Raw genomic sequence first — 25120 nt, 5'->3', positions numbered from 1 at the left:
GGCGGCATGACGGTGAGCCACGAAGTCCGCACTGATCGCCATCCTCTCACCGCCGACGGGTCGGTCGAACTCGCGGTCCTCGACCGGTCGGGGTTCGACGAGAGCCGGCACATCGGCGCCGGGGTCGTGGTCGACTCCTCGGGTGCCGTCGTCGACTCGGTCGGCGACGTCACCGCCAGCATCTACCCGCGCTCGACGATGAAGCCGTTCCAGGCCCTCGCCGTCCGCGGCGCCGGTGCCCGGTTCTCCGACGAGGAACTCGTCCTCACCACCGCGAGCCACGCCGGTACCGTCGCACACCAGGCCCTCGCGCTGCACATGCTCGAGTCGTTCGACCACGTCGAGGCCGACCTCGGGTGCCCGCCGGACATGCCCTTCGACCGAGCGACCGGCCGGACGATGGACGGCCCCCGGCGCCTGGCGATGAACTGCTCGGGCAAACACGCCGGCATGCTCGCCGCCTGCCGCGTCAACGGGTGGGACGAGGCGACGTACCTGGACATCGAGCACCCGATGCAGCAGCGGGTCCGCTCGGTGGTCGAGGAGTACACGCACGAGACGGTCGACCTGGTCGGCACCGACGGCTGCGGCGCCCCCGTCTTCCCGCTCACGCTGACCGGACTGGCACGCGGGTTCGCCGGCGTCGTCGCCCGGGCCGACGACGACTCCACGGCGCTGACCGACGCCGTCCTGGCGCACCCGTGGGCGATCGACGGGGTCGGTCGGGCCAACACCGTCACGATCGAGCGGCTGCAGGTCCTGGCGAAGCTCGGGGCCGAGGGCGTCATGGTGATGGGGCTGCCCGGTGGGGCCGCGGTCGCGGTGAAGGTGCTGGACGGGTCACAGCGCGCGGGCACCCTCGCAGCGCTGACCCTGCTGCAGCGGAACGGGCTGGTGGGCGCCGACGGCGTGGCCGATGTCCTGGCGGCGACGGGTGAACAGGTGCTCGGCGGTGGTGTGCCGGTCGGCGCGGTCCGGGTCGGCTCCGGCCTGCGCTGAGGCCGTCACCCGACGAGCTCCGGCAGTACCGGGAGCACCGGTCTGAGCGTGACACCACGTCGGTCGGGTGGGCGACGGACGGTGCAGCCGTAGCGGGTGACCTCCACCGCGGCGTCCCACAGCCCTGGCATCGCTCCGAGTCCCGGGACGAGCACGACCGTGCCGCTCGGGCGTCCGGAGCGGTCGAGGCGAGCGAGCACCGCCGTGCCGTCGGGCAGCGTCGTACCGTCGGGCAGCGCCGGGTCGTCGCCAGTTTGGGTTCCGATTCTGCCGGCTGTGCGGAGGTCGTCCCACGGATCGGCGGTGGCGCGGAGCTGTTCGGCGATCGCCCGGAACACCGCGGCGGCGAGTGCCCCGGTGCCGACGACCACGACGTGACCGGTCGTGTCGGTCTCCCACGGCACACCGTCCGAGCCGTGGCCGAGCAGGAGCCGTCCTGGTGCGCTCGGACAGTGGGACTCGATCGCCGCTGCGGAGTAGTCGCCGGACAGCGACTCCGGTTCGCGGCGTCCGCCTGCGCCGGACCGGTGCAGCAGGACGTCGAGCACCGCGCAGCACCCGGCGGCTGCGAACACCACCGCACGGGAAGCGCCGTCGAGGGGCGCGAACACCCCGGCGAGGACGAGCACGACGGCGGTCCCGACCAGGACGCACCGAGCAGCGAACGGGGTCATGCCTCCATCGCAGCAGGACGGCGGCGTCTCCGGGGCGCCGACGACCGATCTGTGGAGAAGTCCGGCAGCGCTACTGCACGAGGAAGAACTGCTCGCCGATGTCCACCCGAGCCCCGCGCTCCACGCGGTACCGACGGCCGGGCTCGCAGCGACGGATCGAACCGTCGATGTGGCGGACGACGGTGCCGTTGCCGGAGAACCGGTCGGACACCCACAGGTCGTCACCGTCGCGGCCGAGCTCGAGGTGGGTCTTCGACACCGACTTGCCCGGGTCGTGGACGGTCAGCAGGTCGTCGTAGCGCTCCCCCGGCTGCGGACGAGGCAGACGACCGAGCAGGCCCGTGCCGTGCACCCCGAACCGCTCGCCCGTGCTGAAGTGCAGCAGGAACGGCGCGCGCGTCGGGGTCTTCGAGACGATGCGGGTCTCGTCGACGTCCTCGTCGAGCTCGTCGGCGTCCGCACTGGCCTCGGGACGGTCCGACGGCGGGAGCGGGAGCTCGGGTGCCGTCGCCCCGGGGAGCGGAGGCAGCGGCGCGGCGAGCGGGGCCTGCGCCGGCGGGACCCAGGACCGTTCGGAGTCCTGCGGTTCTCCGTGCGGTGCCGCGTCCCCGGGCTCGGTCGGCTCGGTCACCGGCGCCGCGTGTGCGCCGCGGGGACGGCCACCCGGGCGCGAGGCCTCGCTGTCCGGCAGGGCCGACTCGTCGTCGGCGGCGGTCTCGTCGGCCACGTCCTCGTCGGACCCGGTCTCGCCGGACCCGGTCTCGTCGCTCGAGGCCTGATCGTCCGCAGGCGCATTGACCGGGATCTCGTCGTCCGGCGCGTCGGTCGACGACGACCCGCCGGCTCCGGCCGACTCCACGCCGGAGTGCTCGGTCGCCCAGTCCGGACGCGCCATCGGCAACGGTACGACCGGTCCGGTGAACGCGGCGGTCACGGCGGGGCGGACTGCTCCGCACTCGCCGCAGAAGATGTCGTCGGGCTCGAGGCGGTTGCCACAGACGTGGCAGATGGTCGTGGCGTGCATGCCCGGCGTCACGAGCGGCGCGGGCCGCGGCGGTCGGCGGTCGATCAGGGGCTCGACGACGGCGGTGTCCCCCGGCTGCGGCGGCGAGACGACGGGCACGGCTGCGGTCGGTTGTCCGAGCGCACCGTCCTGCACGGGCTCGCCGGAGCGGGTGGAAGTCGTGTCGTCAGCACCGTCGGTGTCGGCGTGCACGGCTGCGTCGTCCGTCGCGTGCGGGGACGCCGCGGTGTCGTCTGGCGTGTCGTGGGACGTGTCACGGGGCGTGTCGTCAGCGACGGTCGGTGCACTCGGGACCGGCGGCACGACGGGAGCCGGATCAGCTCCGGCATCGGTTGTGGCGCCGCGACCGACCCACCAGGACGGGCCTGCCGGAGCCGCGGACGGGGCCGGAGCGACCGGCGGCGCCCACACGGGTGCCGGCGCCTCGTCAGCGGCCGGCGGGGTCACGGGACGGTCCTCGACGGGAGCCAACCGGGTCCGCTCGGGGTCGTCGGCGAGGGCGTCGGCGGGCTCGGAGCGGTAGGCGTCCGGGTCCAGTGGCGGTTCGTCCTGGGCGGGGACGGCGTCGGGCTGCGCGGCCGCGTTCGACCAGTCGCCGAGGCCGGAGCCCGCTCCGTGCACGTGCGACGGTGCCTCGCGCGGGGCGAGGTCGTCGGGGCGTTGCACGGGCACCGCGGTCGGGGGTTCGGTGCTGCGGCGGTCGGCACCGGTCAGCCAGGCGCGGGTGGCGGGGTCGAGGGTCGACTCGGGCAACCACGCGTCGGCCGCAGGGTCGGAGCGACGTCCGTGGGAGTCGGGCTGCTGCAGGGGCGGTGGCGGCGCCTGCTCGACGGGGGTCGGAGCGACCGGCCGGCGGCTCGCTCCGGCGGTCACCGCGCGTCCGCACTCACCGCAGAAGATCGCCCCCTCCGGGAGCATCGATCCACAGTGTTCGCATCTGATCACGGTCTGCCTCTGTCCTCACTCGGCCGTCCACGACGCTCGTCAGGCCTCCGGCCATCGTAGTCACCGCGTCTCGCCGAGCCCTGACCGGTGGTGGCGCGCGGCCGTTCGGGTCCCCGCAGGGACCGGAGCGACACGGCGGTGCGGAACCGCTCACGGCGCGTCCGACCGGCGCGCAGGGTCCCCACCGCATCGTCCGTCGCCGACCACATCCGGTCGGCGGCGGCCTGGTCGACATCGCTCGGTCCGAACACCGCCCGGTCGGCGAGGGCGGCCAGTCCGGTCCCGCCCTCACCCGGAGCACCGGTCACGGTCTCGCGTCGTGTGGCCGATCCGGCCACGTCGTGGCCACGGTCGAGGAGCGCATCGCGGTACTCGTCCCAGGCCCCGACGATGCGACCGCGCGGCGTCGGAGCACGACGGCGCCGTCGGCGGCGGACCCGCTTCAGCAGGACGATCACCCCGAACGGCAGGAGCACGAGGGCGATCAGCCCCAGTGCACCGAGCACCCACGGCAGCGCTGCGAGCAGGATCTGCAACCACAGCGGCTGCACGGGCGGCGTGTTCCGATCGCTCTGCGGCGGCGCCTGCTGGTCCTGGTCCTGCTGGTCGACGGGAGGCGGCGGCACGACGGTCTCGGGACGGGTCACCGGCTGCGGCGTCTGCTGCTGCTCGTTCGGGATCTCGCGGACACTCGGGTTGGGGTTGAGCATCACCCACCCCCACTGCGCAGTGTCGACCTCGATGCGCGCGGTGACGTCCGAGCCGCGGAACGTCGTGGTGCCGCCGCTCGCCGACGCCCCGCCGGACCCCGAGTCGCCGCCTGCGGTGAAGCCCATGACCACCCGTGCCGGGAACCCGAGCTCGTCGGCCATCAGCGCTGCTGCGGCGGCGTACTGCTCCTGGTCGCCGATCATCAGCGGCGACGTCAGGAGCTCCTGGATGCGGTCGGCGCCGTGCCCCGAACGGCTCATCCGGTCGTCACCGACGCCGTGGCTGACGTACCCGTTGCGCTTGAGCGCCTGGATCACCGCGACGAGCTTCGCACCAGAAGTCGCATCGGCGTCGGTCGTCGCCTCGACCGTCTCGCGGACGGCGTCCGGCACGTCGCGCGCCGTCGGGACCGCGGCACTGCCCGGGCGGGCGGCCGCGAGCTGCTCGTCCGTCGGCTGGTCGGGGACCACGGCGGTCAGGTCGTAGGAAGTGCCTTCGCGGACACCGCCGACCACGGCGCCCGTCTGCGTCGAGCCGTTGTAGAAGAAGGAACCGCGCTCGTCGTCGGCGTCGGTCCCGGTGAAGTCGACGCGCTCCAGGTCCCCCACCGTCGGCAGCCAGACCCCGCTGTAGCCGTCGACGGTCACCCCGACGCGCACCGTGGTGCCGTCCACGCCACGGACGTCGACCGACGTCGGCACGCGCTCGAACGTACCCGACGACGAGGAGCCGTCCGACCCGCCGACCCGGTAGACCACGCCGTCGTAGGTGTCGAGCGTCGCGATGCGCACGAACCCGTTCTCCGGCAGTCCGGTGACCCGGAGCTGTGCGGTGTCCGCCGCGCTCTGTTCCTCGTACGCGCGGAAGCCGCTCAGCGGGCTGACGTAGTCGCGGGGGTCGAACGGCTTCACGACGTCCGTGCGGGCGACGGTGCGCTCGTTGGCCGGTGGCGCGACCAGCCCGAGACCCGTGGCGACGACGGCCGCCGCGACGATCGTCCCCGTGCCGACGAGCGCGGGGCGCACGACGGACCGAGCGATCGGCACCGGCGACCCGATCGTGGTCGCCACGGCGACCGCGCGACGTGCGTGCCGCACCGTCAGCGCCCACACGAGCGCGACGGCGACGAGCACGACGGCCGTCACGATCGACGTGTCCAGCCGGCTCGGCCCGACGACCACCCCGATCGCGAACAGCACCAGTGCCGGGATGCTCGCGAGTTCCTGCCTGGAGGCCCGGGTCGCCACGCTCACGGCCGTCACCGTGGCGACGAGGAGCGTCACGAAGTACGGCACGAGGAGCGCCTCGTACGAGCCGACCGGCAGGCTGATGGTCACCAGCTGCTTCCACCCCAGCGCGACGCCGGCGAACAGCGCGAGCAGGCCCGGGCCCGTCGGCAGGACCCCGTTGGCCTGACCGGGCACGGCGGCGGGTACACCGGCGAGCGTGAACGCCGCCACCGTCGCGATCGCCACCACGACCAGCGGCAGCCGCAGGACCGCGCCGACGAGGGCGACGAGGGTGCCGAACGCGATTGCGGTCACCGCCGCGACGATCATCGAGTCGTCGCGGTAGACCGGCCACCACGACACACTCGCGATCGCGAGCAGGAGCCACACGACGAGGGTCCCGCCGGCCAGACGGAACGGCACGAGCCGCCGGGCATCGCGTCGATCGGAACGCCGGGTCGACCGACGGGCACGCTCCGCGGGCGGCGTCGGCGTGGCCACCGGAGGGGCGCTCACGCGGCGGCCGATCGGTGCAGGGCGTGCCGGAGGTCGTCCAGGTAGCCGATGGTCATCACGGTCAGGCCCGCGACCCGCAGGAACCGTGGCTGTGCTTCGGGCTCGCAGATCACCGCGACGACCTCGACCCCGACCGGGAAGCGCGTCGCCGCGAGCCGGAGCGCCGGCAGTCCGATCGTCGAACCGACCACCAGGAACGCCACCGAGATGCCCTCGGTGTCGCTGCCGACGATCCGGGAGACCTCGGCGATGGGCAGGCAGGCCTCGGCGAGTCCGACCGAGGCGAAGTCGTCGAGCAGGCGCGTCGGGGTGACCGTCGGCAGGGTCCGCACCGCGTAGACGGCACGCTTCGCGAACTCCGGGGTGCGTTCCGACACCACGACCGAGACCTCTCGGCCGTCGCGGATCGCACGGGCACCGAGCGAGGCCGCAGCGCTCACCGCGAGCTCGAACTCCTCGTCGTCCCCGAACTCCGACCGGGCGATGCCGAGTGCCACGACCAGGTGCGAGCGGCGCGTGTCCTCGAACTGGCGCACCATCAGCGCGCCCGACTTCGCCGTCGACTTCCAGTGGATGGTGCGGGGGTCGTCACCCGGCATGTACTCGCGGATGGCGTGGAACGCGATGTCGGCCGGCGACAGGTCGGTGGTCGCCTGCCCCTCGAGGTCGCGCACCAGCCCCGTGCTCGTCGACGGGATCGCGATCGTGCGCGGGTGCACGATGACCTGTTCGCGTGCAGTCCAGACGACCTCGCGACGGACGAGACCGACGGGGTCGGCGCGGACACCGGTGACCGGCCCCACGTCGAGCACGCCGCGGCGCACGGTCGGCACGGGCACCAGCTGCTCGAACGTGCCGTGCGCGCCGATCGCCGGGATCGCGACGTCGACGAGACCCGGGCCGACCGGCACCTCGACCGTCGTCGGCACCGAGGGCAGACGTGTCGGGTTCTCCGCCGTGACCACCACACCGGCCTCGTCGCCGACCGCCACTCGGTGCTGCGGCAGGCGCATCCGGATCACCAGCCGCGTGCGGCCGATGAGCGCGATCGCGGCGACGACGACGAGCACCGCTCCCGCGAACCCGACGACGACGATCTCGCGCAGGCCGAACCGGTAGCCGGCCACGAACGCGACGAGCGTGAGGGCCGCGACCGTCCACCCGAGCCCGGTGACGACGGAGGAGACCTCGCCCCAGGAACGCTTGACGAGCCTCCAGGCCGTTGCCCAGACCCGGACGATCCCGACGACCGCATCCGCCGCGACGCCTTCGCGGTCACCGACGATCCGTGAGCGGACGTTGGTCAGGCCGGCGACCGTCCCCGTGCGCTCGTACGCCGTCGTCCCGCGACGCGACCGCGTCGAGGACGGACGGCGTGAGCGCGTGGAGACGGGCCGGCGGTCCGTCACGTCGTGACTCGGTCGGCCGGCGGCGGCGTCTCCACCAGCAGCTGCGCGATGACGCTCGGCGCGCTGACACCGTCGAACTCCGCCTCGGCGTCGAGCACCAGGCGGTGCGCGAGCACCGGGACGGCGAGGGCCTTGACGTCGTCAGGCGTGACGTAGTGGCGGCCGCTCAGCGCCGCGAGCACGCGTGCCGAACGGATGAGGCCCATCGCGCCGCGGACGCTGACGCCCAGGCGGACCTCGCTGGCCGAACGGGTCGCGTCGACCAACCGTGCGACGTAGTCGGCGATCACGGCGTCGACGTGCACCGTGCGGGCCAGCGCGGCCATCTCGGTGATCGTCGACGCGGGCACGACGCTCGCGAGCGGAACCGATGCCGACGGAGCCGACGAGGTCTCGAGGATCTTCACGGTGGCGGCGTGGTCCGGGTAGCCGATCGAGGTCTTCATGAGGAACCGGTCGAGCTGTGCCTCGGGCAGACGGTACGTGCCGGCCTGCTCGATGGGGTTCTGCGTCGCGATGACCATGAACGGAGCTGCCAGACGGTGGTTCACGCCGTCGACCGTGATCGCCGACTCCTCCATCGCCTCGAGCAGGGCCGACTGCGTCTTCGGGCTCGCACGGTTGATCTCGTCGGCGAGGACGATGTTCGCGAAGACCGGGCCGCGGTGGAAGTCGAACTCCTGCGTGCGCTGGTCGTACACGCTGATGCCGGTGATGTCGCCGGGCAGCAGGTCGGGGGTGAACTGGATGCGGTTCGTCGTCCCCTGCACGCTCTGCGCCATCGCCCGCGCCAGGCTGGTCTTGCCCGTGCCGGGGACGTCCTCGAGGAGCAGGTGGCCCTCGCTGAGCATCGCCGTCACCGCGAGGCGGATCACGAACGTCTTCCCGAGGAGCACCTGCTCGACGTTGGTCACGATGCGGCCTGCGACGTCGGCGAACCAGGTGGCCTGCTCCGGGGTCATGCTCATGCGGGGTCGTTCCTCGTTCTCGGGGATGGCGGTAGGTGCAGCGTACGGTCAGCGGGCGGCGGAACCGGGTCAGCCGGGCGCGGGTTCCGGATCGGGCTCGCCCGGATCGGACGGCTCCGGCTCGGGGTCCGGCACCGGCGCAGCTGCGATCGGGAACGCATCGGTCGTGGCGTCGGACTTCTGCGAGCTCGAGCCGTCCGTCGCGGTGACCGTCGCTCGGACCTTGACGGAGCTCGCGCCGAGTGGCGGAGTCGGCGCGGGTTCCCCGGCGTTCCAGCTGTCGGTCCCGCGGAAGATGTTGCCGTCCTCGTCGAAGTACCAGTACGCGGTGTAGCGCACCGAGATCCCGGAGCCGCTCGGCCCCGTCACCGCGATCGGCTGTCCCTGCTGGGCGGCGGTCACCGAGAGGTTCGAGTCGAGGGCCGTGGCGTTGCCCGTCCACGATTGGTCGTCGGACGTGCAGAACGTGCTGCCCGGTCCGCCGCAGGCACGCAGGAGCATCTGCGCGGACACGTTGCGCGCTCCGGACCCCGGCACGCCTGTCCAGGTCTGGCCCGGCTGCAGCGTGATCGGCTGCCCGCCGGTCTCGAGCTGGTAGTGGTGCGCGTTCCGCGAGGGAGCCGTGACGCTGACGTTCCAGAGGTTCGTCCCGACCTGCACGACGTCGACGGAGGGTCGTCCGGTCCCCGTGGGACGTTCGTACGTCACCGCGTCCGTGTACTCGACGTTGCAGAAGTAGCCGTTCGACACGGTCACGGCGTACCGCGTCGACCCGCCGCCGACGCCGTCGTCGCGCGTCGGGCTCGACGAACCGATCGAGCCGGACGGGGTGGCAGCGCAGTCGACGTTGCCCGAGCGGAACACCCCGTACCGCAGTCCGGACCCGCCTGCCGCGTCGGGAGCACCCCAGGTCACGGTCACGGTCGACTTCCCCGAAGAGTCCGCCTGCTCACCGGCGACGGCTCGGACGTTCGTCGGCTTGCCGGGCGTCCCGACGGCCGTACCCGTGGCCGATGCCGAGTTCCACTGCACGACCGTGCCGTTGCGGTCCGCGTCGTTCCGGGCCGAGATCGTCACCTTGTACTGCGCGGCGCTCTGCGCTCCGGTGAACGAGGTGCTCGTCGCCGTGCCGGTGTGCCGGGTGCCGGACAGCCCCGGTCCCTCGATGGTGACGATGTAGTCGTCGACCGCGCTGCCACGGTTCGGAGCGGGAACGGCCTTCCACGCGACGTCGAGCTGGTTCGGCGTCGACCCGTTCGGTGTGACGGTGATGCCCTTCGGCGGCGCCGGCACGTAGTCGGCGCTGATCGGGGCCGAGCTGCCCGACGGCTTCGAGTCGCCGATCGCGTTGGTGGCGATGACCTGGAAGCGGTACGACGCCTTCGGGTCGAGGCCGGTCAGGGTGCAGACCGTGGCGGTGCCGCAGTTCTTCGCGACGCCGTTCGTGCCGGTGACGCGGTACCCGGTGATCGGCGAGTTGTTGCCCTGCGGGGTCGACCAGGTCAGCGTGGCCTGGCCACCGTCGTAGGACCCGGTCCGGGTGGGCGTGCCGGGGGCGTCGGGGACGTCCTGCACCGAGATCGTCACGTCGCCCCACACGTAGCGGTCCGGGTCGTTCGTGGCGTCGGCGACCTGGTACTGCAGGTGGGCGTCCACCGGCTTGGCGCTGTCGGAGACGCGGACCTGGAGACGGGTGCGGTCGCCGCTCGGGGTCACGGAGACGCCGCTCGGCAGCCCGCCGGACAGACCACGGATGTTCACGACGCGCAGCCGCTGTCCGGGGAACGGGTTCGTCGGTTGGTCGTTCGTCAGGACGTCGATGGTGGTCGTCGCACCGCGCTTGGTGATCGACCGGTCGGCGCCGGGTTGCACGAGCGGACGCGTCGAGGCCACGACCCCGACGGTCACGGTGCCGGCACGACCGGCGTTCGCGTCGTCCTGCACCCCGATGCCGATCGACGCCGTGGTGTTCTTCTTCGCGGTGTCGGCGACCGTGATGGTCAGCTGCTGCTTGGAGATCGAGGCGGTGGTACCGGCCGCTGGACGGCCGACGACGGAGTAGCGCAGCTCCGGCAGGTCCTTCGGGTACGGGTAGTCGGTGAGCTTCGTCAGGTCGACGGTGCGCGTCTCACCAGGCTGCATCTCGACCGCCGAGCCGGTGAACGCCGGAGGCTGGTTCGACCGCGGCGTCACGGTGACCGGGAGCACGAGCGTCGCGACCCGGCCCTTCCCGCCGTTGGCCGCGGAACCGTCCGTGACCTCGAACGAGATGGACGCGTTGCCGTAGTACAGCTTCGACGAGGTGAACTGCAGGGTGGACGAGTCCACGACCAGGCTCTGGCCGTTCGCGTGCGTCGCCTTCACCGTGCCGCGGTCCGTGATCTTCGCCGTCTGGCCGTTCGCGGTCACGACGTAGTCCTCGAGCGGGATCCGGACCGTCGCCTCGCTCTTCACGGTGACGGCACCGGCCGAGCGGTTGATCTGCGGCAGGGCGTCGTCGAACCCGGGGACGTTGATGAAGCCGTAGGACACGATGTCGGGGTGGTCGACCCGTGCGACCGAGAACGGGATGACCTGGGACTCGTCGGTGAGCCGGACCGTGATCCGTCCGTCGTCGGTGAGCCGTGCGGTGTCGCCGTAGCCGTCGACGATCCCGACCTGCAGGTCGGCAGCGGTGCCCTCGGCGAAGAAGACGTTCTCGAGCACGTCGACGGTCACGCTCTCGCGCCGCAGGATGTCCTGCAGGTCGAGGGTGGTGTCGTCGACCTCGGGGCGGAGGGGCTGCGCGTCCGGGTCGACCGTGACGGTGAGGAACGCGGTGCTCGATCCCCCGCTGGCGTTCGCCACCGTGTAGAGCACGGCGTAGTCGCCCGACTTCGCGGTCTTCGGGGGTGTGACCCGGATCTGCTGCTTCCGCAGGATCTTCGCCGACACGTCGTCGGCGGTGGGCTCGGCCGCCGACACGGTGAGCTGGCCGCCCTCGGGGTCGGAGTCGTTCTGCAGCACCCGCACGGTCACCGACCCGCCGGGGCGGATGGTCACGTGGTCGGCCTCGGCGACGGGGTTCGACGCCTGTTCGGCCCGGGGGGCGATGCCCACGCGGACGGTTCCGGTGGCGCGCGCGCCGAGGGCGTCGACCACCGTGTAGGTGAACTCGTCGGTGCCGGCCGAGTAGTCCCCCGCCTCGTAGGTCAGCGCGTCGGACGCGACGTCGGTGACGGAGCCCTTGTCGGGGTTCGACCCGACGCCGACGAGCTGCACCGAGTCGCCGTCCGGGTCGATCCCGTTCAGCGGCACCGAGATCCGCACCGACGAACCGGCCACGACCCGGGCGGTCACGGTCTGCGGGACCGGCGGGTTGTTCGTCGCGGCGTCCCGTTCGCGCACCGAGATCGAGACGGCGGCGTCGGCGTACTGGCCGTCCGGACCGGCGACCCGGTAGACGGCGGTGTAGTTGCCGGGGGTCTTCGGCGCGAGGTAGCGCAGGTGGTCGCCCGAGGCGAACAGCAGACCGCCGTCACCGGGCACGTTCTGCACGAGCTCGGGCTCGAGGGTCAGGGGCTCGCCCTCGGGCTGGGTGTCGTTGTCGAGCACGTCGATGTTCGCGACGTCGCCGACCCGGACGGTCGCGCTGTCGGGCTGGGCGACGGGCGGCTGGATCCGGTCGGGCTTGGGGATCTCGACGACGGTGATCGTGCCGGTGGACGACGCCAGGCCGTTCGTCTCGGTGTACCCGAACGACACCGGCCCGTCGAGCGGTGCGGTCAGCGTGACGCGCACGGTGTGCTGGTCGAGGATGCTCGCCTGGACCCCGCTGCCCCGCACCGGTCCGTCGAGGGCGGTGACGAGCAACACCCCGCCCGCCGGGTCGATGTCGGTCGCGGTGACGTCGGTGTCCTTGCTCGACAGCGTGTTGACGAAGACCGTCTTCGGGGTCGTGATGGGCGCGGTCGAGGTGTCCGGCGGCGCGAGGATCGTGACCCGGACGATGCCGCTCGACGTCTTCACACCGTCGGTCACGGTGTACTCGAGCTGATGGTCGCCGGCACTCGCCCCCTGCACCCGGAACGTGCCCGCGTCGTAGCTCGGGGTGACCGTCAGCCCCGCCGACGACGACACACTCGTGAGGGTCACGGTGCCGTTGCCGCCGCGGACGTGGTCGAGCGGCTCCACCGTGAAGGCCTTGCCGGCGTAGCCCTGCACCGGGAACGGGTCGGCACGCAGCGGCACACTCCCCTGCTTCGCCACGCGCACGGTCACCGAGCCACGGCCGTCGGCGCGTCCGTCGCTCACGACGAGCTGCACGGCACGGTCACCCGTCCGGCCGCTGTCCGCACGGAAGTCGAGCAGGCCGTCCGGGGTGGTCGACACCCGGTCGCCGTCCGAGGCGGTCGCGGACTTCAGGTACACCGGGTCGCCGTCGGGGTCGACCCAGTCGCCGAGCACGCTGCTGACGACGTGTCCGTTCTGCACCACGTCCGCCGAGGTGTCGCGCACCTGCCGCGGGGCCTCGTTCTGCGACTCAGGCCGCACCGTGACGCGGACGGTCGCGGTGTCGGATCCGCCGTTGCCGTCGGTGATCGTGTACGGGAAGGTCACGGTGCCGGTCGCGCGCGACGACAGCGTGACCTGCAGCCGTTGGCCGTCGGCGACGATGGCGACGCGGCCGGCGGACTCCGAGATGGACCCGACCTCGCTCACGATGATCGGGTCACCGTTCGGGTCGTAGTCGTTGAGCAGGACCGGGAGGCTCGTGGTGCGTCCCGGACGAGCGCCCAGGTCGTCGTCCACCGCCACCGGCGGCTTCTGGTCCTTGTCGACCTCAGGGTCGTCGTCGGAGACCTGCTCCTGCTGCTGCTCGTCGTCCTGCTTGATGAGGTCGGCCCAGTTGTCGATGAGCTGGCCGCTGCGGTCGATCGCCCAGGAACGACCGCTCGACGGGTCGTTGGCGACGACGGTCTGCCCGTTGTGCAGGATCTGCATCGTGCTGGTCCCGCCGGTGCTCGCGAGCCGCTGGAGGGCGTTGCCGTCGCAGGTGTCGATCGCCTGGCCACCGGCCCACGCCGCGTAGGTGCAGGACCCGTCGACGTAGGGGCGCGCCGCACGCCCGGACACCTGGAGCGCGGTGGCGTCGACGGACCCCGAGGCACTGACCCGGACGAGTCCGGCGGTGCCCGCGACGGTGACGTCGGACGAGGTGTCCGACGATCGCTGGAGCGCGGGTGACGCGCCGACGCGGTCGCCGAGCTCCACGGTGCGGCCGTCGATCGACAGGGCGCCGCTGGTGCGGTCGAGCACGGCCAGGTGACCGTCGAAGGTCGCGACCTGGAAGTCGTCGGTGCGGTCCATGTCGACCTTCCACCGTTGGTCGACGGACAACGTCGACCCGACGTCGACGAGCGATGCCGTGCCGGTCTTCGCCGAGTACACCGCGACGTGTCCGTCCGAGGCGTCGAAGACGGTGTCCGCCCCGAGCGTCAGGTCGGCCTTGGTCGAGGCATCGAACTCGGCGAGGTCGGCAGCGGGCGTCGCCCACAGCTCGCCGGTGTCCTGGTTGCCGATCACCGCGGTGTCCCCCGCGAAGAAGACCTGGGGTGTCCCCGCGGGCAGGGTCACGGAGTCGCCGACGGTGGCGTCGGCGACGTCGACCTTGGCCACGGTCCCCTTGGTCTGGTCGACGCTGTAGACCATGGACCCGCGCTGCAGCACGGCCAGGTCGTCGCTCGCGGTCTCGACGGCGGTGTTCAGCTGGAGGACCCCGGTGTTGGCCCGGCCGACCGCTCCGTACTCGGCGGAGGGCACCCAGACGGTGCCGTCCCCGAGGTCGACTCGTTGCGTGTGGTACCCGGTCGAGACGATCGCGGTCGTCGCGACGACCGCGGCGACCAGGACGGAGACCCCGGTGGTGACGGCGGCGGATCGGTGCTTCGCGACGAGCGCGCGGATCACCCGGTGCTCCCGACGGTCGCGCACTTCTGCGCGCTCGCTGCACCGGTCTTGCCGTCGCGGTTGACGGCGACCGCGATGCACTCCTCGTCGCCGCGCTGACCGGAGACGACGAACGTGGTGCCGGTCTGCTGGCTGGACGCGCCGTTCGATGAGATGACGTAGGTGTCGCCGCTCTTGAGGCCCGGGTCCGCCCACGAGAACGACACCGACTGCGCCGAGGGCTGTGCGCGGACGTCCGCCACCACGGGGATCGCCCCGGCGCCGAGCCGCCCGACGACGACCACGGTCGCGATGGCGAGGGCGGCGACCACGACGACGGCGAGGGACGTCGCCCAGACGAGTGTCGACCGGGTGCGTCGACGCGCACGTGTGACCGATCCGGTGCGGTGGACGGTGCCGACGCTCTGCGAACCGCCGGCGACGACGCCGCCCTGGACCGCGCGACGGGTGCGGCGGCGGGCGCCGACCCGGGACGGCGGCTGGAGCTCGCGGATCATGGTCCGGTCGCCCTCCGGGGTCGGGGTCGCGATGGCCCACGCCTCGACCGCGACGTCGGCCGCGGTCTGCGGGATCCCGAGCTCGGCCTCGACCTGCTGGAACCCGCGCACGAGTTCGAGCACGGTCGTCGGGCGCGACGACACCTTGCGGGACAGCGCGGTGGCGAGCAGGCGCTCGAGCGACGGTGGCACGTCGGTCCGACCGGTGGGCTTGACACCGCCCTTGTCGATCCGGCTCATCAGGTCGCTCGCACCGTTCTTGCCGCCCCGGACCTCGAACGGGCTGCGGCCGGCGAGCAGGGAGTACACGGTGGCGGCGAGCGAGTACACCTCGGACTGGATCGTGCCCCGGGACTCGTCGATCAGGACCTCGGGTGCCGACCACGGGATCGACATGCCGATGGGCTCGTCCGGGTCGGTCCCGCCGATGGTGGCCGCGATGCCGAAGTCGGACAGCACGGGGTTGCCGTACGCCGTGAGCAGGATGTTCGACGGCTTGATGTCCCGGTGGAGCACGCCTTCGCGGTGCGCGGTCTCGAGGGCGGACCCGATCCGGACACCGATCGAGAGCACCTCGGACACCGGGATCGGCTCACGCCGGTACCGCTCGCTGAGCGACGAGGAGCACAGCTCCATCACGAGGTACGGACGTCCATCGGCCGCGACGCTCGCCTGGAACACCGTCAGGATCGACGGGTGGGTGCTGAGCCGCGCCATCAGGTTGGCCTCGGCCTGGAACATCTGCCGTACGCGGTCGTCGACGACCTCGTCGAGCAGGACCTTCACCGCAACCTGACGACGCGGCATGTCTTGTTCGTAGAGGAAGACGTCGGCGAAGCCACCGGAACCGAGGACGTGCACGGGGTTGAAGCCGCCGATCACGGGCGGGTTGGACGGCAGGCGACGCGCCATCGACATCTCCTCCCCGGCCGAGCGGCCAACTCTCTCGTCGTGGCACAGTCATTGTACGAAGCGCCGGTGACCGTCGATCCGCACACCGACCACCTGTGGACGGGCGCACTCCCCCAGTTCGGGGGGTCATGTGCCGACGGTCAGTGCCGCGGCAGGGTGTCCTCGAGGTCGCCGTCGTCCGGGGCGGCGTCGACCTGGAGCACCACGACGGTGACGTTGTCGCGGCCCCCGGCGACGACCGCGTCGCCGACGAGCCGTTCGGCGAGTCCCTGCGCACCGGCTTCCCGCGCCGCGATGCGGGCGATGCCGGCGTCACCGAGCTCCTTCGTCAGGCCGTCGGAGCAGACGATGTACCGGTCGCCCGCGCGGAGCGGCAGGGTCCACCAGTCGGGCGCCGGCGGTTCGCCGAACCCGACCGCGCGGGTGATGACGTTGCTGTCCGGGTGCTGTTCGGCGTCCTCGGCCCGCAGCAGCCCGGCGTCGACCATCTCCTGCACCACGGAGTGGTCCACGGTGACGCGGCGAAGAACGCCGTCCTCGATCCGGTAGGTCCGCGAGTCGCCGACGTTGAACACGAGGGCCGCCGGCTGCCCGAGCGACGCGACCAGGGCGATGCCGGTCACGGTCGTGCCCGCTCCGATCGCGTTGCCGCCGGCTGCGCGCTCGATGTCGGCCGTGGCGAGGAGCAGCGCGCGCTGGATGCCCTGCCGCGTGGTGAAGGGCTCCTGCGTCACCTGCTCGAGTCGACGCACGACGGCGTCGCTCGCGCGGTCGCCGGCGAGGTGTCCGCCCATGCCGTCGGCGACGACGAAGAACGGCGCCCCGACGATGTAGCTGTCCTCGTTGTGGTCACGGCGACGACCGACGTCGGTCGCGGCTCCCCACGAGAGCGTCAGGGTGGCGCCGTCGGCACCGGGGACGTCGATGGCGTGCGCAGTCGCTGCTCGGCCGAGTTCGGTCACGTTTCAGGATCGCTCTCTGGGGGTTCGGGGCGTGCCGTGTGCTGTCTGGTCGGTGGGCCACGGGGGAACCGGTGGGAACCCGTCCGCCGTCGGTGCGACCCGGAGGTACGGCGAGAGGACCTCGATGGCGTTGCCGTCACCGACCTCGACTACCGTACCCGTCAGCGCGACGATCGACGCACCCGATGCCATGCGGTACACCGGCGCGCCCGCCGGTCGGACGACGGTTCCGTTCGTGGACCGCAGGTCCTGCACCACGACGGCTTCGCCCTCGGCGTGGATGCGGACGTGCGAGGACGACACCTGCCCGTTGGCGGACCGCACCGTCACGAGCTCCGGTTCGGGGCCACTGGTGATCCGCGGCAGCGACGGACGCCGTCCGATGACGACCGGGTGGTCCAGTCGGAAGGTGCGGTCGCCGATGCGGATCGACGGCACGCGCGCCGCGGGCGCGGCAGGGACGGACGGGAGGCCCGTGGCGGCTCCGGCGGGCACGCTCGGTCCGGCGACGGTCCGGACACGGGCGCGGACGACCGTGTCCTCCGGGTCGGCTCCGTCGTCGGCAGGGTCGTCGGCTCCGTCGTCGGCAGGGTCGTCGGCTCCGTCGTCGGCACGGTCACCGACCGGTTCGGACGGCTCCGTGCGCGGCCGGATGACGGTGTCACCGAGCACGTCGTCGAAGCGATCGCCGCCCCCGGCACCGCGGGGTCGCCGGATGACGGTGTCCTCGATGTCGTCGTCGCGCAACCGGAGCCCTTCGGATGTGGTGTCCTCCACCGTAGACGATCCGGTCGACCCGTCGCACCGCACCGACGGCCGCCCACGCCGGTCACGATCGGTGCCGGTCGCGACGGGGCCCGGCCCACGTCGGCGCGCTGCCGGCCAGGACCGACCGCAGGACCAGCCCGGCGAGCGGGTCGTCGGCACGGGTCTCGAGGGCGTAGCGCGCCCGTGTCTCGGCGCGGGCCGACGACCCGAGCGCCCACGCGCACCAGGCCCCGAGTGCGAGCGCACCGGCAGCTCCGGCCGTACAGTCCACCTGACCACCCTCGGCGCGCCAGACCCGCCAGGCCTCGGCGCACCGGTCGCCGGCCGTGCGCAGACGAGCGCGGTCCGGTTCCGGTCCGAGGCCGTGCAACGCCGGCGGCGTCGGGTCGTCGAACGGGTCGAACCCCCGGATGGCCCGCGGATCCGGCTGGTCTCGGGCGGCCAGGAACGGGATGAGCGCCATGCGGGTCGACAGCGCACCGCAGGCGGTGACGATCGCGATCGCGCCGACGCGGGAGCCAGCGCCGACGCCCGACGTGACCAGCGCTGCCGCCGCTGCCGGGAGGGTGACCGCCGCCGCGATCTCGCGAGGGAACCGGACTGCGGTGTGGTCGGGGGTGTGTGCCGTCAAGGGGATCATGCACGCCATCGAAGCGTGATCCGGGCCTCCAGTCAGGCACGAACCGACCACCTGTGGACAGCAGCGCCCCGGCCCGACCTGTGGAGGACGGACCGGGGCGATGATCAGACGGTGACGGGTTCCAGGCTCTCGGCGACCAGGTCCCAGCCGGAGTCGCTGCGTTCGACCACGGCGCCGTTCGCGGCGGCCCAGTCGACCAGGTCGTCCATGGTCGCGACGACCGCTCCGGTGCGCGCGAGCAGCGCGACGAGTCGGCCCTTCGCCGTCTTGTTCCAGTGGTTCAACGCCCGCCGCCGACCGGAGCCGTCGATGCTCACGACGCGCGGGGCGACCGCCTCCGGGACGGGACCGAGCTGGCGGTAGCCCTCGGACCGGAGGTCGAGCACCAGGCCGTCCGCCCGCTCGGCCAGGACCCGGGACGAGGCCGCGGGCCAGTGCGACGCCAATCGGATCGTCCCGAGCCGGGAGTCGTGCGACAGGCGGTACGCCGGGATCGGGTCACCAGCACCGATCGGTCCGAACATGGCCGACTGCACGACCACGTGGTCGTGCCACCACGCCCGCGTCGACGCGTCGGCGGTCTGCGCGCCGAGGGGGTCGTAGAGCACCCCCGTGTAGCGCTCGATCGCCGGCATCGTGCCCGACGTGTCGAGTTCGAGGTTGCGGAACCGTTCGGCGATCGACTTCGGGCCGAGCTTCAGAGCCGTCCTGGCCGAGGACTCCTCGGAACTGACAGAGCGGGCCGCGGTGATCACCGCGGCCCGCTCTTCGGCCAGTTCCGGGAACGAGAGTGCACGCAGATCGAGCGTGCGGCTCGTGTCCCCACCCTCCCGCTTCGTCTCCGAAGGCGGGAGGAGGACGGTCAGTCCGGTCAGGACGCCAGCGCGGCCTGCCGCGCGACGATCGTCACCGTGTCGTGCTCCACCGACAGGAAGCCGTCTTCGGCGTCGACCGCGACGGTCGACCCATCGGCCCGCGTGATGCGGACCTGACCCTGCGCGAGGATCGCGAGCATCGGCTCGTGTCCCGCGAGGATGCCGATCTGGCCCTCTGTCGTGCGTGCGACGACCATGGTGGTGTCGCCCGACCAGACCTCACGGTCGGCCGAGACGACGCTCACGTTGAGACCCGCCATGTCAGCGGTTCTCCTTCTGGATCTGTGCCCACTTCTCTTCCACGTCGTTGATGCCACCGACGTTGAAGAACGCCTGCGTCGCAACGTGGTCGAACTCGCCGTCGGCGATGGCGCGGAAGGACTCGATGGTGTCCTTGAGCGGCACCGTGGAGCCCTCGACGCCCGTGAACTTCTTCGCCATGTACGTGTTCTGCGAGAGGAACTGCTGGATACGACGAGCGCGCTCGACCGTGATCTTGTCCTCTTCGGAGAGCTCGTCGACACCGAGGATGGCGATGATCTCCTGCAGTTCCTTGTTCTTCTGGAGGATCTGCTTGACGCGCGTGGCCGTCTCGTAGTGGTCGGCGCCCAGGTACCGCGGGTCCATGATCCGCGACGTCGAGGTCAGCGGGTCGATCGCGGGGTACAGACCCTGCGACGCGATCTCACGCGAGAGCTCGGTGGTCGCGTCGAGGTGCGCGAACGTGGTGGCCGGAGCCGGGTCGGTGTAGTCGTCAGCCGGCACGTAGATCGCCTGCAGCGAGGTGATCGAGTGACCACGCGTCGAGGTGATGCGCTCCTGGAGCACACCCATCTCGTCGGCGAGGTTGGGCTGGTAGCCCACGGCGGACGGCATGCGACCGAGCAGCGTCGAGACCTCGGAGCCGGCCTGCGTGAAGCGGAAGATGTTGTCGATGAAGAGGAGCACGTCCTGCTTCTGGACATCGCGGAAGTACTCCGCCATCGTCAGCGCCGACAGGGCCACGCGGAGACGCGTTCCCGGCGGCTCGTCCATCTGGCCGAACACGAGGGCCGTCTTGTCGAAGACCCCCGCCTCTTCCATCTCACCGATGAGGTCGTTGCCCTCACGGGTGCGCTCACCGACACCGGCGAACACCGACACACCGCCGTGGTCCTGCGCAACGCGCTGGATCATCTCCTGGATGAGGACCGTCTTGCCGACGCCCGCACCACCGAAGAGGCCGATCTTGCCACCCTGCACGTACGGGGTGAGGAGGTCGATGGACTTGATGCCGGTCTCGAACATCGAGGTCTTCGACTCGAGCTGGTCGAAGGCCGGGGCCTTGCGGTGGATCGGCCAGCGCTCGGTGATCTCGAGCTTCTCGTCCGTGTTGAGCACGTTCCCGAGGACGTCGAAGACCTTGCCCTTGGTGACGTCGCCGACGGGGACCGAGATCGGAGCGCCCGAGTCACGGACCTCCTGGCCACGGACCAGGCCGTCGGTCGGCTTCAGGGAGATGGCACGGACCAGGTCGTCGCCCAGGTGCTGGGCGACCTCGAGGCCGATCTCCTGCGACGAGTCACCGATGGTGATGGTCGTGAACAGGAGGTTGTACATCTCCGGGATTGCGTCGTGGGGGAACTCGATGTCGACGACGGGACCCGTGACACGGGCGATCCGGCCGACACCGGGCGCCGACGACGTCTCGACCGCGGTGGTTGCGGTGTCGGTCATGGCTGGTGCCTTCCTGAGGGTGGGTATCTGTCCGCGAACGACGCGGACTACTTCTTCTTCGACGAGAGGGCGTCGGCGCCGCCGACGATCTCGGAGATCTGCTGCGTGATCTCCGCCTGACGCGCGTTGTTCGCGAGTCGGGTGAAGTCACGGATCAGCGAGTCCGCGTTGTCGCTGGCCGCCTTCATCGCCTTCTGACGCGCGGCGTGCTCGGAAGCAGCCGACTGCAGCATGGCGTTGAAGATGCGGCTCTCGATGTAGACCGGGAGCAGCGAGTCGAGCACCGCATCGGCGTCCGGCTCGAACTCGTAGAGCGGCAGGGGCTCGTTGCCCTCGGGCTCCTCGACCCCTTCGACGACCTCGAGGGGCAGCAAGCGAACGACCTGCGGCTCCTGCGTCGCCATGCTGAGGAACCGGTTGAACACGATGTGGATCTCGTCCACGCCGCCCTCTGCGGTGTCCTGGAGGAACTTCGCCACGACGGCGTCGCCGATCTCCTTGGCCGTCGAGAACTCGGGCTGGTCGGTGTTGCCGACCCACTGCTGCTCCGACGCGCGCTCACGGAACGCGAAGTACCCGACGGACTTGCGGCCGACCAGGTAGTAGACGACGTCCTTGCCCTCGCTGCGGAGCAGGGAGGCGAGCTCCTCGCCCTGCTTGAGGACGTTCGTGCTGAACGCGCCGTTCAGGCCGCGGTCCGAGGTGAAGAGCACCACGGCCGCACGGGTCGAGGACTCCGGCTCGGTGGTCAGCACGTGGTCGACGTTCGAGAACGTCGCCACGGCCGACACCGCACGCGTCACGGCTCGCGAGTACGGGCCGGACGCAGCCATTCGGGCCTGCGCCTTCTGGATCCGCGACGCCGAGATCAGTTCCATCGCGCGAGTGACCTTCTTCGTGGTCTTCGCGGACTTGATTCGCTGTCGGTAGACCCGGACCTGCGCTGCCATCTAGCGACGACCCTTGACGATCTGCTCCTGGTCGACGTCCTCGGAGTCTGCCGCGTCGAACTGCTCGGAGCCGAGGGTCTTGCCGTCGCTCGTCTGGAAGCTCTTCGTGAACTCGTCGATCTGCTTCGACATCTCGGCGACGGTCTCGTCGCTGAGCTGGTTCGTCTCGCGCAGGGTCGTGAGGACCTCGGAGTTGCGACGCAGGTGGTCGAGCAGTTCGGACTCGAAGCGCAGCACGTCCGGCACCGGGACGGTGTCGAGCTTGCCGTTGGTGCCGGCCCAGATCGAGACGACCTGCTCCTCGACCGGGTACGGCGAGTACTGCGGCTGCTTGAGGAGCTCGGTCAGACGGGCACCACGGTCCAGCTGACGACGCGACGCCTGGTCGAGGTCGGACGCGAACATCGCGAACGCCTCGAGGGAGCGGTACTGCGCCAGCTCCAGCTTCAGCGTGCCGGAGACCTTCTTGATCGACTTCACCTGGGCGTCACCACCGACGCGGGACACCGAGATGCCCACGTCGACGGCCGGACGCTGGTTCGCGTTGAAGAGGTCCGACTGCAGGAAGATCTGGCCGTCGGTGATGGAGATGACGTTGGTCGGGATGTACGCCGAGACGTCGTTCGCCTTGGTCTCGATGATCGGGAGACCCGTCATCGAACCGGCGCCGAGCTCGTCGGACAGCTTCGCGCAACGCTCCAGCAGACGGGAGTGCAGGTAGAAGACGTCACCCGGGTACGCCTCGCGCCCCGGCGGACGACGCAGGAGGAGCGACACGGCGCGGTAGGCCTCAGCCTGCTTCGACAGGTCGTCGAAGATGATGAGGACGTGCTTGCCGGAGTACATCCAGTGCTGGCCGATGGCCGAGCCGGTGTACGGGGCGAGGTACTTGAAGCCGGCCGGGTCGGACGCGGGGGCGGCGACGATGGTGGTGTACTCCATCGCGCCGGCGTCCTCGAGCGCACCCTTGACGGAGGCGATCGTGGAACCCTTCTGACCGATGGCGACGTAGATGCAGCGGACCTGCTTGTCCTCGTCGCCGGACTCCCAGTTGGCCTTCTGGTTGATGATCGTGTCGATCGCGATGGCCGTCTTGCCGGTCTGGCGGTCGCCGATGATCAGCTGACGCTGACCACGGCCGACGGGGATCATCGCGTCGATGGCCTTGATGCCGGTCTGCAGCGGCTGGTGGACCGACTTGCGGGCCATGACGCCGGGAGCCTGGAGCTCGAGGGCGCGACGGCCCTCGGCAGCGATCTCGCCGAGACCGTCGATCGGGGCGCCGAGCGGGTCGACGACGCGACCGAGGAAGGCGTCGCCGACGGGGGCGGAGAGGACCTCACCCGTGCGGGTGACCTCCATGCCCTCTTCGATGCCGGCGAACTCGCCGAGCACGATGGCGCCGATCGAGTCTTCGTCGAGGTTCTGCGCGAGGCCGAGCGTGCCGTCCGCGAAGCGGATGAGCTCGTTGGCCATGACGCCGGGGAGGCCCTCGACGTGCGCGATGCCGTCGCCGGCGTCGGTGACGTGCCCGACCTCGGCCGTGGAGGCCTTCGTCGGCTCGTAGTTCGAGACGAAGTCCTTCAGGGCATCACGGATCTCATCGGGGCTGATGGTGATGTCTGCCATGGGATTTTCCTTGTGGTTTTCCGGGGCCCTTCGGCTCCGAGAGGGTGACGCTGCCGGACTCGGCAGTTCCCGTTGTGGACTTGGGAGGAGCGGCTTCGACCGTACGCCTAGCCGGCGAGCTGGAGCCGGAGCTCCGAGAGCCGCGTGGACACGGTGCCGTCGATGACGTCGCCGCCGATCTGCACCCGGACCCCGCCGACGACCGTGGGGTCGACGACCTGGTTGATGCTGATGTCCTTGCCGTAGCGCTCGGCCAGCCCGCGTGCGACGCGTGCCGACTGGGCGGTCGTGAGTGCCGTGGCGGTGACCACGGTCGCGACGAGCTTGCCGTCCTGCTCGGCCACGATGCGCGAGGCATCGCGGACGAGTTCACCGATGCGGCGGCCGCGAGGCTGCTGCACGAGCGCGGAGACGATGGTCACGGTCTGCTGCGACGCCTTTGGGCCGAGGAGCCGCTCGACGAGCGCGCCCTTCTGCGCCGGGCTGCCGAGCTTCGTGCCGAGTGCCAGCTCGAGCCCGGCGTCCGAACGGACAGCGGTCTCGAAGGCGAACAGCTCGGACTCGATCGGCGAGTCGGTACCCGCGGTGGCGGCGACGGCGCGGATGCCCGCGTCCTCGATGCCGGCGAGCAGGTCCTGGTGCGAGGACCAGCGCGAGCCGGCCACCGCGGTCAGGACAGCACGAGTCGCGTGCGACTGACCGGCGAAGACGCGGTCGATGAGGACCTTCTTGCCGGCCGGGTCGGCCGTCGGGTCGGACAGCAGCCCGAGCAGCTGCGGCGCACCGGCGATCGCACGCCCGGAGGCGAGGATCTCGGCACCCACGGCCAGGTCGGCGCTCGAACCGAGGTCCGAGAGCACCGCCCTGGTGGACGCGAGTGCTTCTCTGGTAGCGCTGCGCATGCTCAGTGCTCCCCCGTCTTCGTGGCCTGCGAGGCCTCGAGGTCGGCGAGGAAGCGGTCGACGACTGCCGACGACTTGGCGTCGTCCTTGAGCGATTCGCCGATCACACCGGACGCGAGGTCGAGGGCAAGGGTGCCCACCTCGGACCGGAGCGACTGGACGGCGCTCTGACGCTCGGCTTCGATCTGCGCCTGGGCGTTGGCCGTGATGCGTGCTGCATCGGCCGCTGCCTGCTCGCGGACCTCGTTACCGATCGCCGTGGCGTCGGCGCGGGCCTGCTCACGGATGCGGGACGCCTCGGAGCGGGCGTCGGCGAGCTGCTTGTTGTACTCGTCGAGCGCAGCAGCGGCCTGCTCCTGAGCAGCCTCTGCCTTCTTGATGCCACCCTCGATGGCCTCAGTGCGCTCATCGAGCATCTTCGTGATGCGCGGCGTGACGACACGCCACATCACCACGAGGATGATGAGGAAGGCCACCGCGGACCACACGATGTCGTACACCGGCGGAATGAGGGGGTTGTGCGTCTCCTCCGCCGCGATGATGAGTGCGTTGTGCATCGAGGAACCTTAGTTGGTGAAGATGAAGTACGTGGCGATGCCGATGAAGGCCAGGGCCTCGGTGAAGGCGATACCGATGTACATGAGGGTCGTCAGGCGGCCCTGGAGCTCGGGCTGGCGGGCGACGGACTCGATCGTCTTGCCGACGACGATGCCGACACCGATGGCCGGGCCGATCGCAGCGAGGCCGTAGCCAACCGTCGCGATGTTGCCGTTGATCTCCGCGAGAACGGTCGTTGCGTCCACGTGTTTTCCTTTCGAGGTGCGGGTCCGACGGTTGCCGGTCCC

General features: G+C 71.3%; 19 protein-coding genes. 1 reads left to right on the top strand and 18 read right to left on the bottom strand.

Annotated features, from left to right (window positions below; all coding sequences use genetic code 11):
• Nucleotides 1-6: 6 nt before the first annotated feature.
• On the top strand, nt 7-999 hold the full coding sequence (locus EDF47_RS11950) for an asparaginase (RefSeq protein ID WP_132100287.1): 993 nt from the start codon (nt 7-9) through the stop codon (nt 997-999).
• Nucleotides 1000-1004: 5 nt separating this feature from the next.
• On the opposite strand, the gene EDF47_RS11945 is transcribed toward EDF47_RS11950, so the two are convergent.
• The 18 genes from EDF47_RS11945 to atpE form a co-directional block, all read right to left on the bottom strand.
• A complete protein-coding gene (locus tag EDF47_RS11945) occupies nt 1005-1673 on the bottom strand; it encodes a hypothetical protein (RefSeq protein WP_132100286.1) in 669 nt (222 codons plus the stop codon).
• A 70-nt stretch (nt 1674-1743) separates the two neighbouring features.
• Entirely contained in the window at nt 1744-3615 is a 1872-nt protein-coding gene (locus EDF47_RS11940) for an FHA domain-containing protein (protein ID WP_133937041.1), read from the bottom strand.
• Between the two features lie 23 nt (nt 3616-3638).
• A complete protein-coding gene (locus tag EDF47_RS11935; RefSeq protein WP_133937043.1) occupies nt 3639-6098 on the bottom strand; it encodes a transglutaminaseTgpA domain-containing protein in 2460 nt (819 codons plus the stop codon).
• Nucleotides 6095-7507 (bottom strand): DUF58 domain-containing protein, encoded by a 1413-nt coding sequence (locus EDF47_RS11930; RefSeq protein ID WP_133937045.1) that lies wholly within the window; start codon nt 7505-7507, stop codon nt 6095-6097. Before EDF47_RS11930 ends, EDF47_RS11935 begins: the two co-directional genes overlap by 4 nt.
• Nucleotides 7504-8475, bottom strand: coding sequence for a MoxR family ATPase (locus EDF47_RS11925; protein ID WP_133937047.1), 972 nt, complete (start codon nt 8473-8475; stop codon nt 7504-7506). The genes EDF47_RS11930 and EDF47_RS11925 overlap by 4 nt, the downstream gene beginning before the upstream one ends.
• A gap of 69 nt (nt 8476-8544) precedes the next feature.
• Nucleotides 8545-14424: an Ig-like domain-containing protein gene (locus EDF47_RS11920; protein ID WP_133937049.1), complete on the bottom strand. Its 5880-nt coding sequence runs from the start codon at nt 14422-14424 to the stop codon at nt 8545-8547.
• Complete coding sequence (locus EDF47_RS11915) at nt 14421-15833, bottom strand: serine/threonine-protein kinase (RefSeq protein ID WP_133937051.1); 1413 nt, start codon at nt 15831-15833, stop codon at nt 14421-14423. Before EDF47_RS11915 ends, EDF47_RS11920 begins: the two co-directional genes overlap by 4 nt.
• 140 nt (nt 15834-15973) lie before the next feature.
• The gene (locus tag EDF47_RS11910; protein ID WP_123294286.1) at nt 15974-16795 is read right to left on the bottom strand and encodes a protein phosphatase 2C domain-containing protein; all 822 of its coding nucleotides are present in this window, start codon (nt 16793-16795) and stop codon (nt 15974-15976) included.
• Nucleotides 16796-16798: 3 nt separating this feature from the next.
• The gene (locus tag EDF47_RS20205; RefSeq protein ID WP_243698082.1) at nt 16799-17572 is read right to left on the bottom strand and encodes an FHA domain-containing protein; all 774 of its coding nucleotides are present in this window, start codon (nt 17570-17572) and stop codon (nt 16799-16801) included.
• Between the two features lie 52 nt (nt 17573-17624).
• Nucleotides 17625-18203, bottom strand: coding sequence for a hypothetical protein (locus EDF47_RS20200; protein ID WP_165900971.1), 579 nt, complete (start codon nt 18201-18203; stop codon nt 17625-17627).
• A gap of 104 nt (nt 18204-18307) precedes the next feature.
• Nucleotides 18308-19069: a peroxide stress protein YaaA gene (gene yaaA, locus EDF47_RS11900; protein WP_131879676.1), complete on the bottom strand. Its 762-nt coding sequence runs from the start codon at nt 19067-19069 to the stop codon at nt 18308-18310.
• Nucleotides 19070-19074: 5 nt separating this feature from the next.
• A complete protein-coding gene (locus tag EDF47_RS11895) occupies nt 19075-19338 on the bottom strand; it encodes a F0F1 ATP synthase subunit epsilon (protein ID WP_017885743.1) in 264 nt (87 codons plus the stop codon).
• A 1-nt stretch (nt 19339) separates the two neighbouring features.
• Nucleotides 19340-20794, bottom strand: a complete 1455-nt coding sequence (gene atpD / locus EDF47_RS11890) for a F0F1 ATP synthase subunit beta (RefSeq protein WP_065959250.1) — start codon at nt 20792-20794, stop codon at nt 19340-19342.
• Between the two features lie 47 nt (nt 20795-20841).
• Nucleotides 20842-21744, bottom strand: coding sequence for a F0F1 ATP synthase subunit gamma (locus tag EDF47_RS11885; RefSeq protein ID WP_123339744.1), 903 nt, complete (start codon nt 21742-21744; stop codon nt 20842-20844).
• Entirely contained in the window at nt 21745-23373 is a 1629-nt protein-coding gene (gene atpA, locus EDF47_RS11880; RefSeq protein WP_123339745.1) for a F0F1 ATP synthase subunit alpha, read from the bottom strand.
• A 107-nt stretch (nt 23374-23480) separates the two neighbouring features.
• The gene (locus EDF47_RS11875; protein ID WP_123937769.1) at nt 23481-24275 is read right to left on the bottom strand and encodes a F0F1 ATP synthase subunit delta; all 795 of its coding nucleotides are present in this window, start codon (nt 24273-24275) and stop codon (nt 23481-23483) included.
• 2 nt (nt 24276-24277) lie between these two features.
• Nucleotides 24278-24832 carry a F0F1 ATP synthase subunit B gene (locus EDF47_RS11870; RefSeq protein ID WP_123312395.1) on the bottom strand — a complete coding sequence of 185 codons (555 nt, stop codon included), beginning with the start codon at nt 24830-24832 and terminating at the stop codon, nt 24278-24280.
• Between the two features lie 9 nt (nt 24833-24841).
• Entirely contained in the window at nt 24842-25078 is a 237-nt protein-coding gene (atpE, locus tag EDF47_RS11865) for an ATP synthase F0 subunit C (protein ID WP_027465781.1), read from the bottom strand.
• Nucleotides 25079-25120 lie beyond the last annotated feature (42 nt).

The sequence above is a fragment of the Curtobacterium sp. PhB190 genome, from assembly GCF_004365385.1.
In the GTDB taxonomy this organism is placed as follows: domain Bacteria; phylum Actinomycetota; class Actinomycetes; order Actinomycetales; family Microbacteriaceae; genus Curtobacterium.
This window is presented reverse-complemented; position numbering and strand designations above follow the sequence as displayed.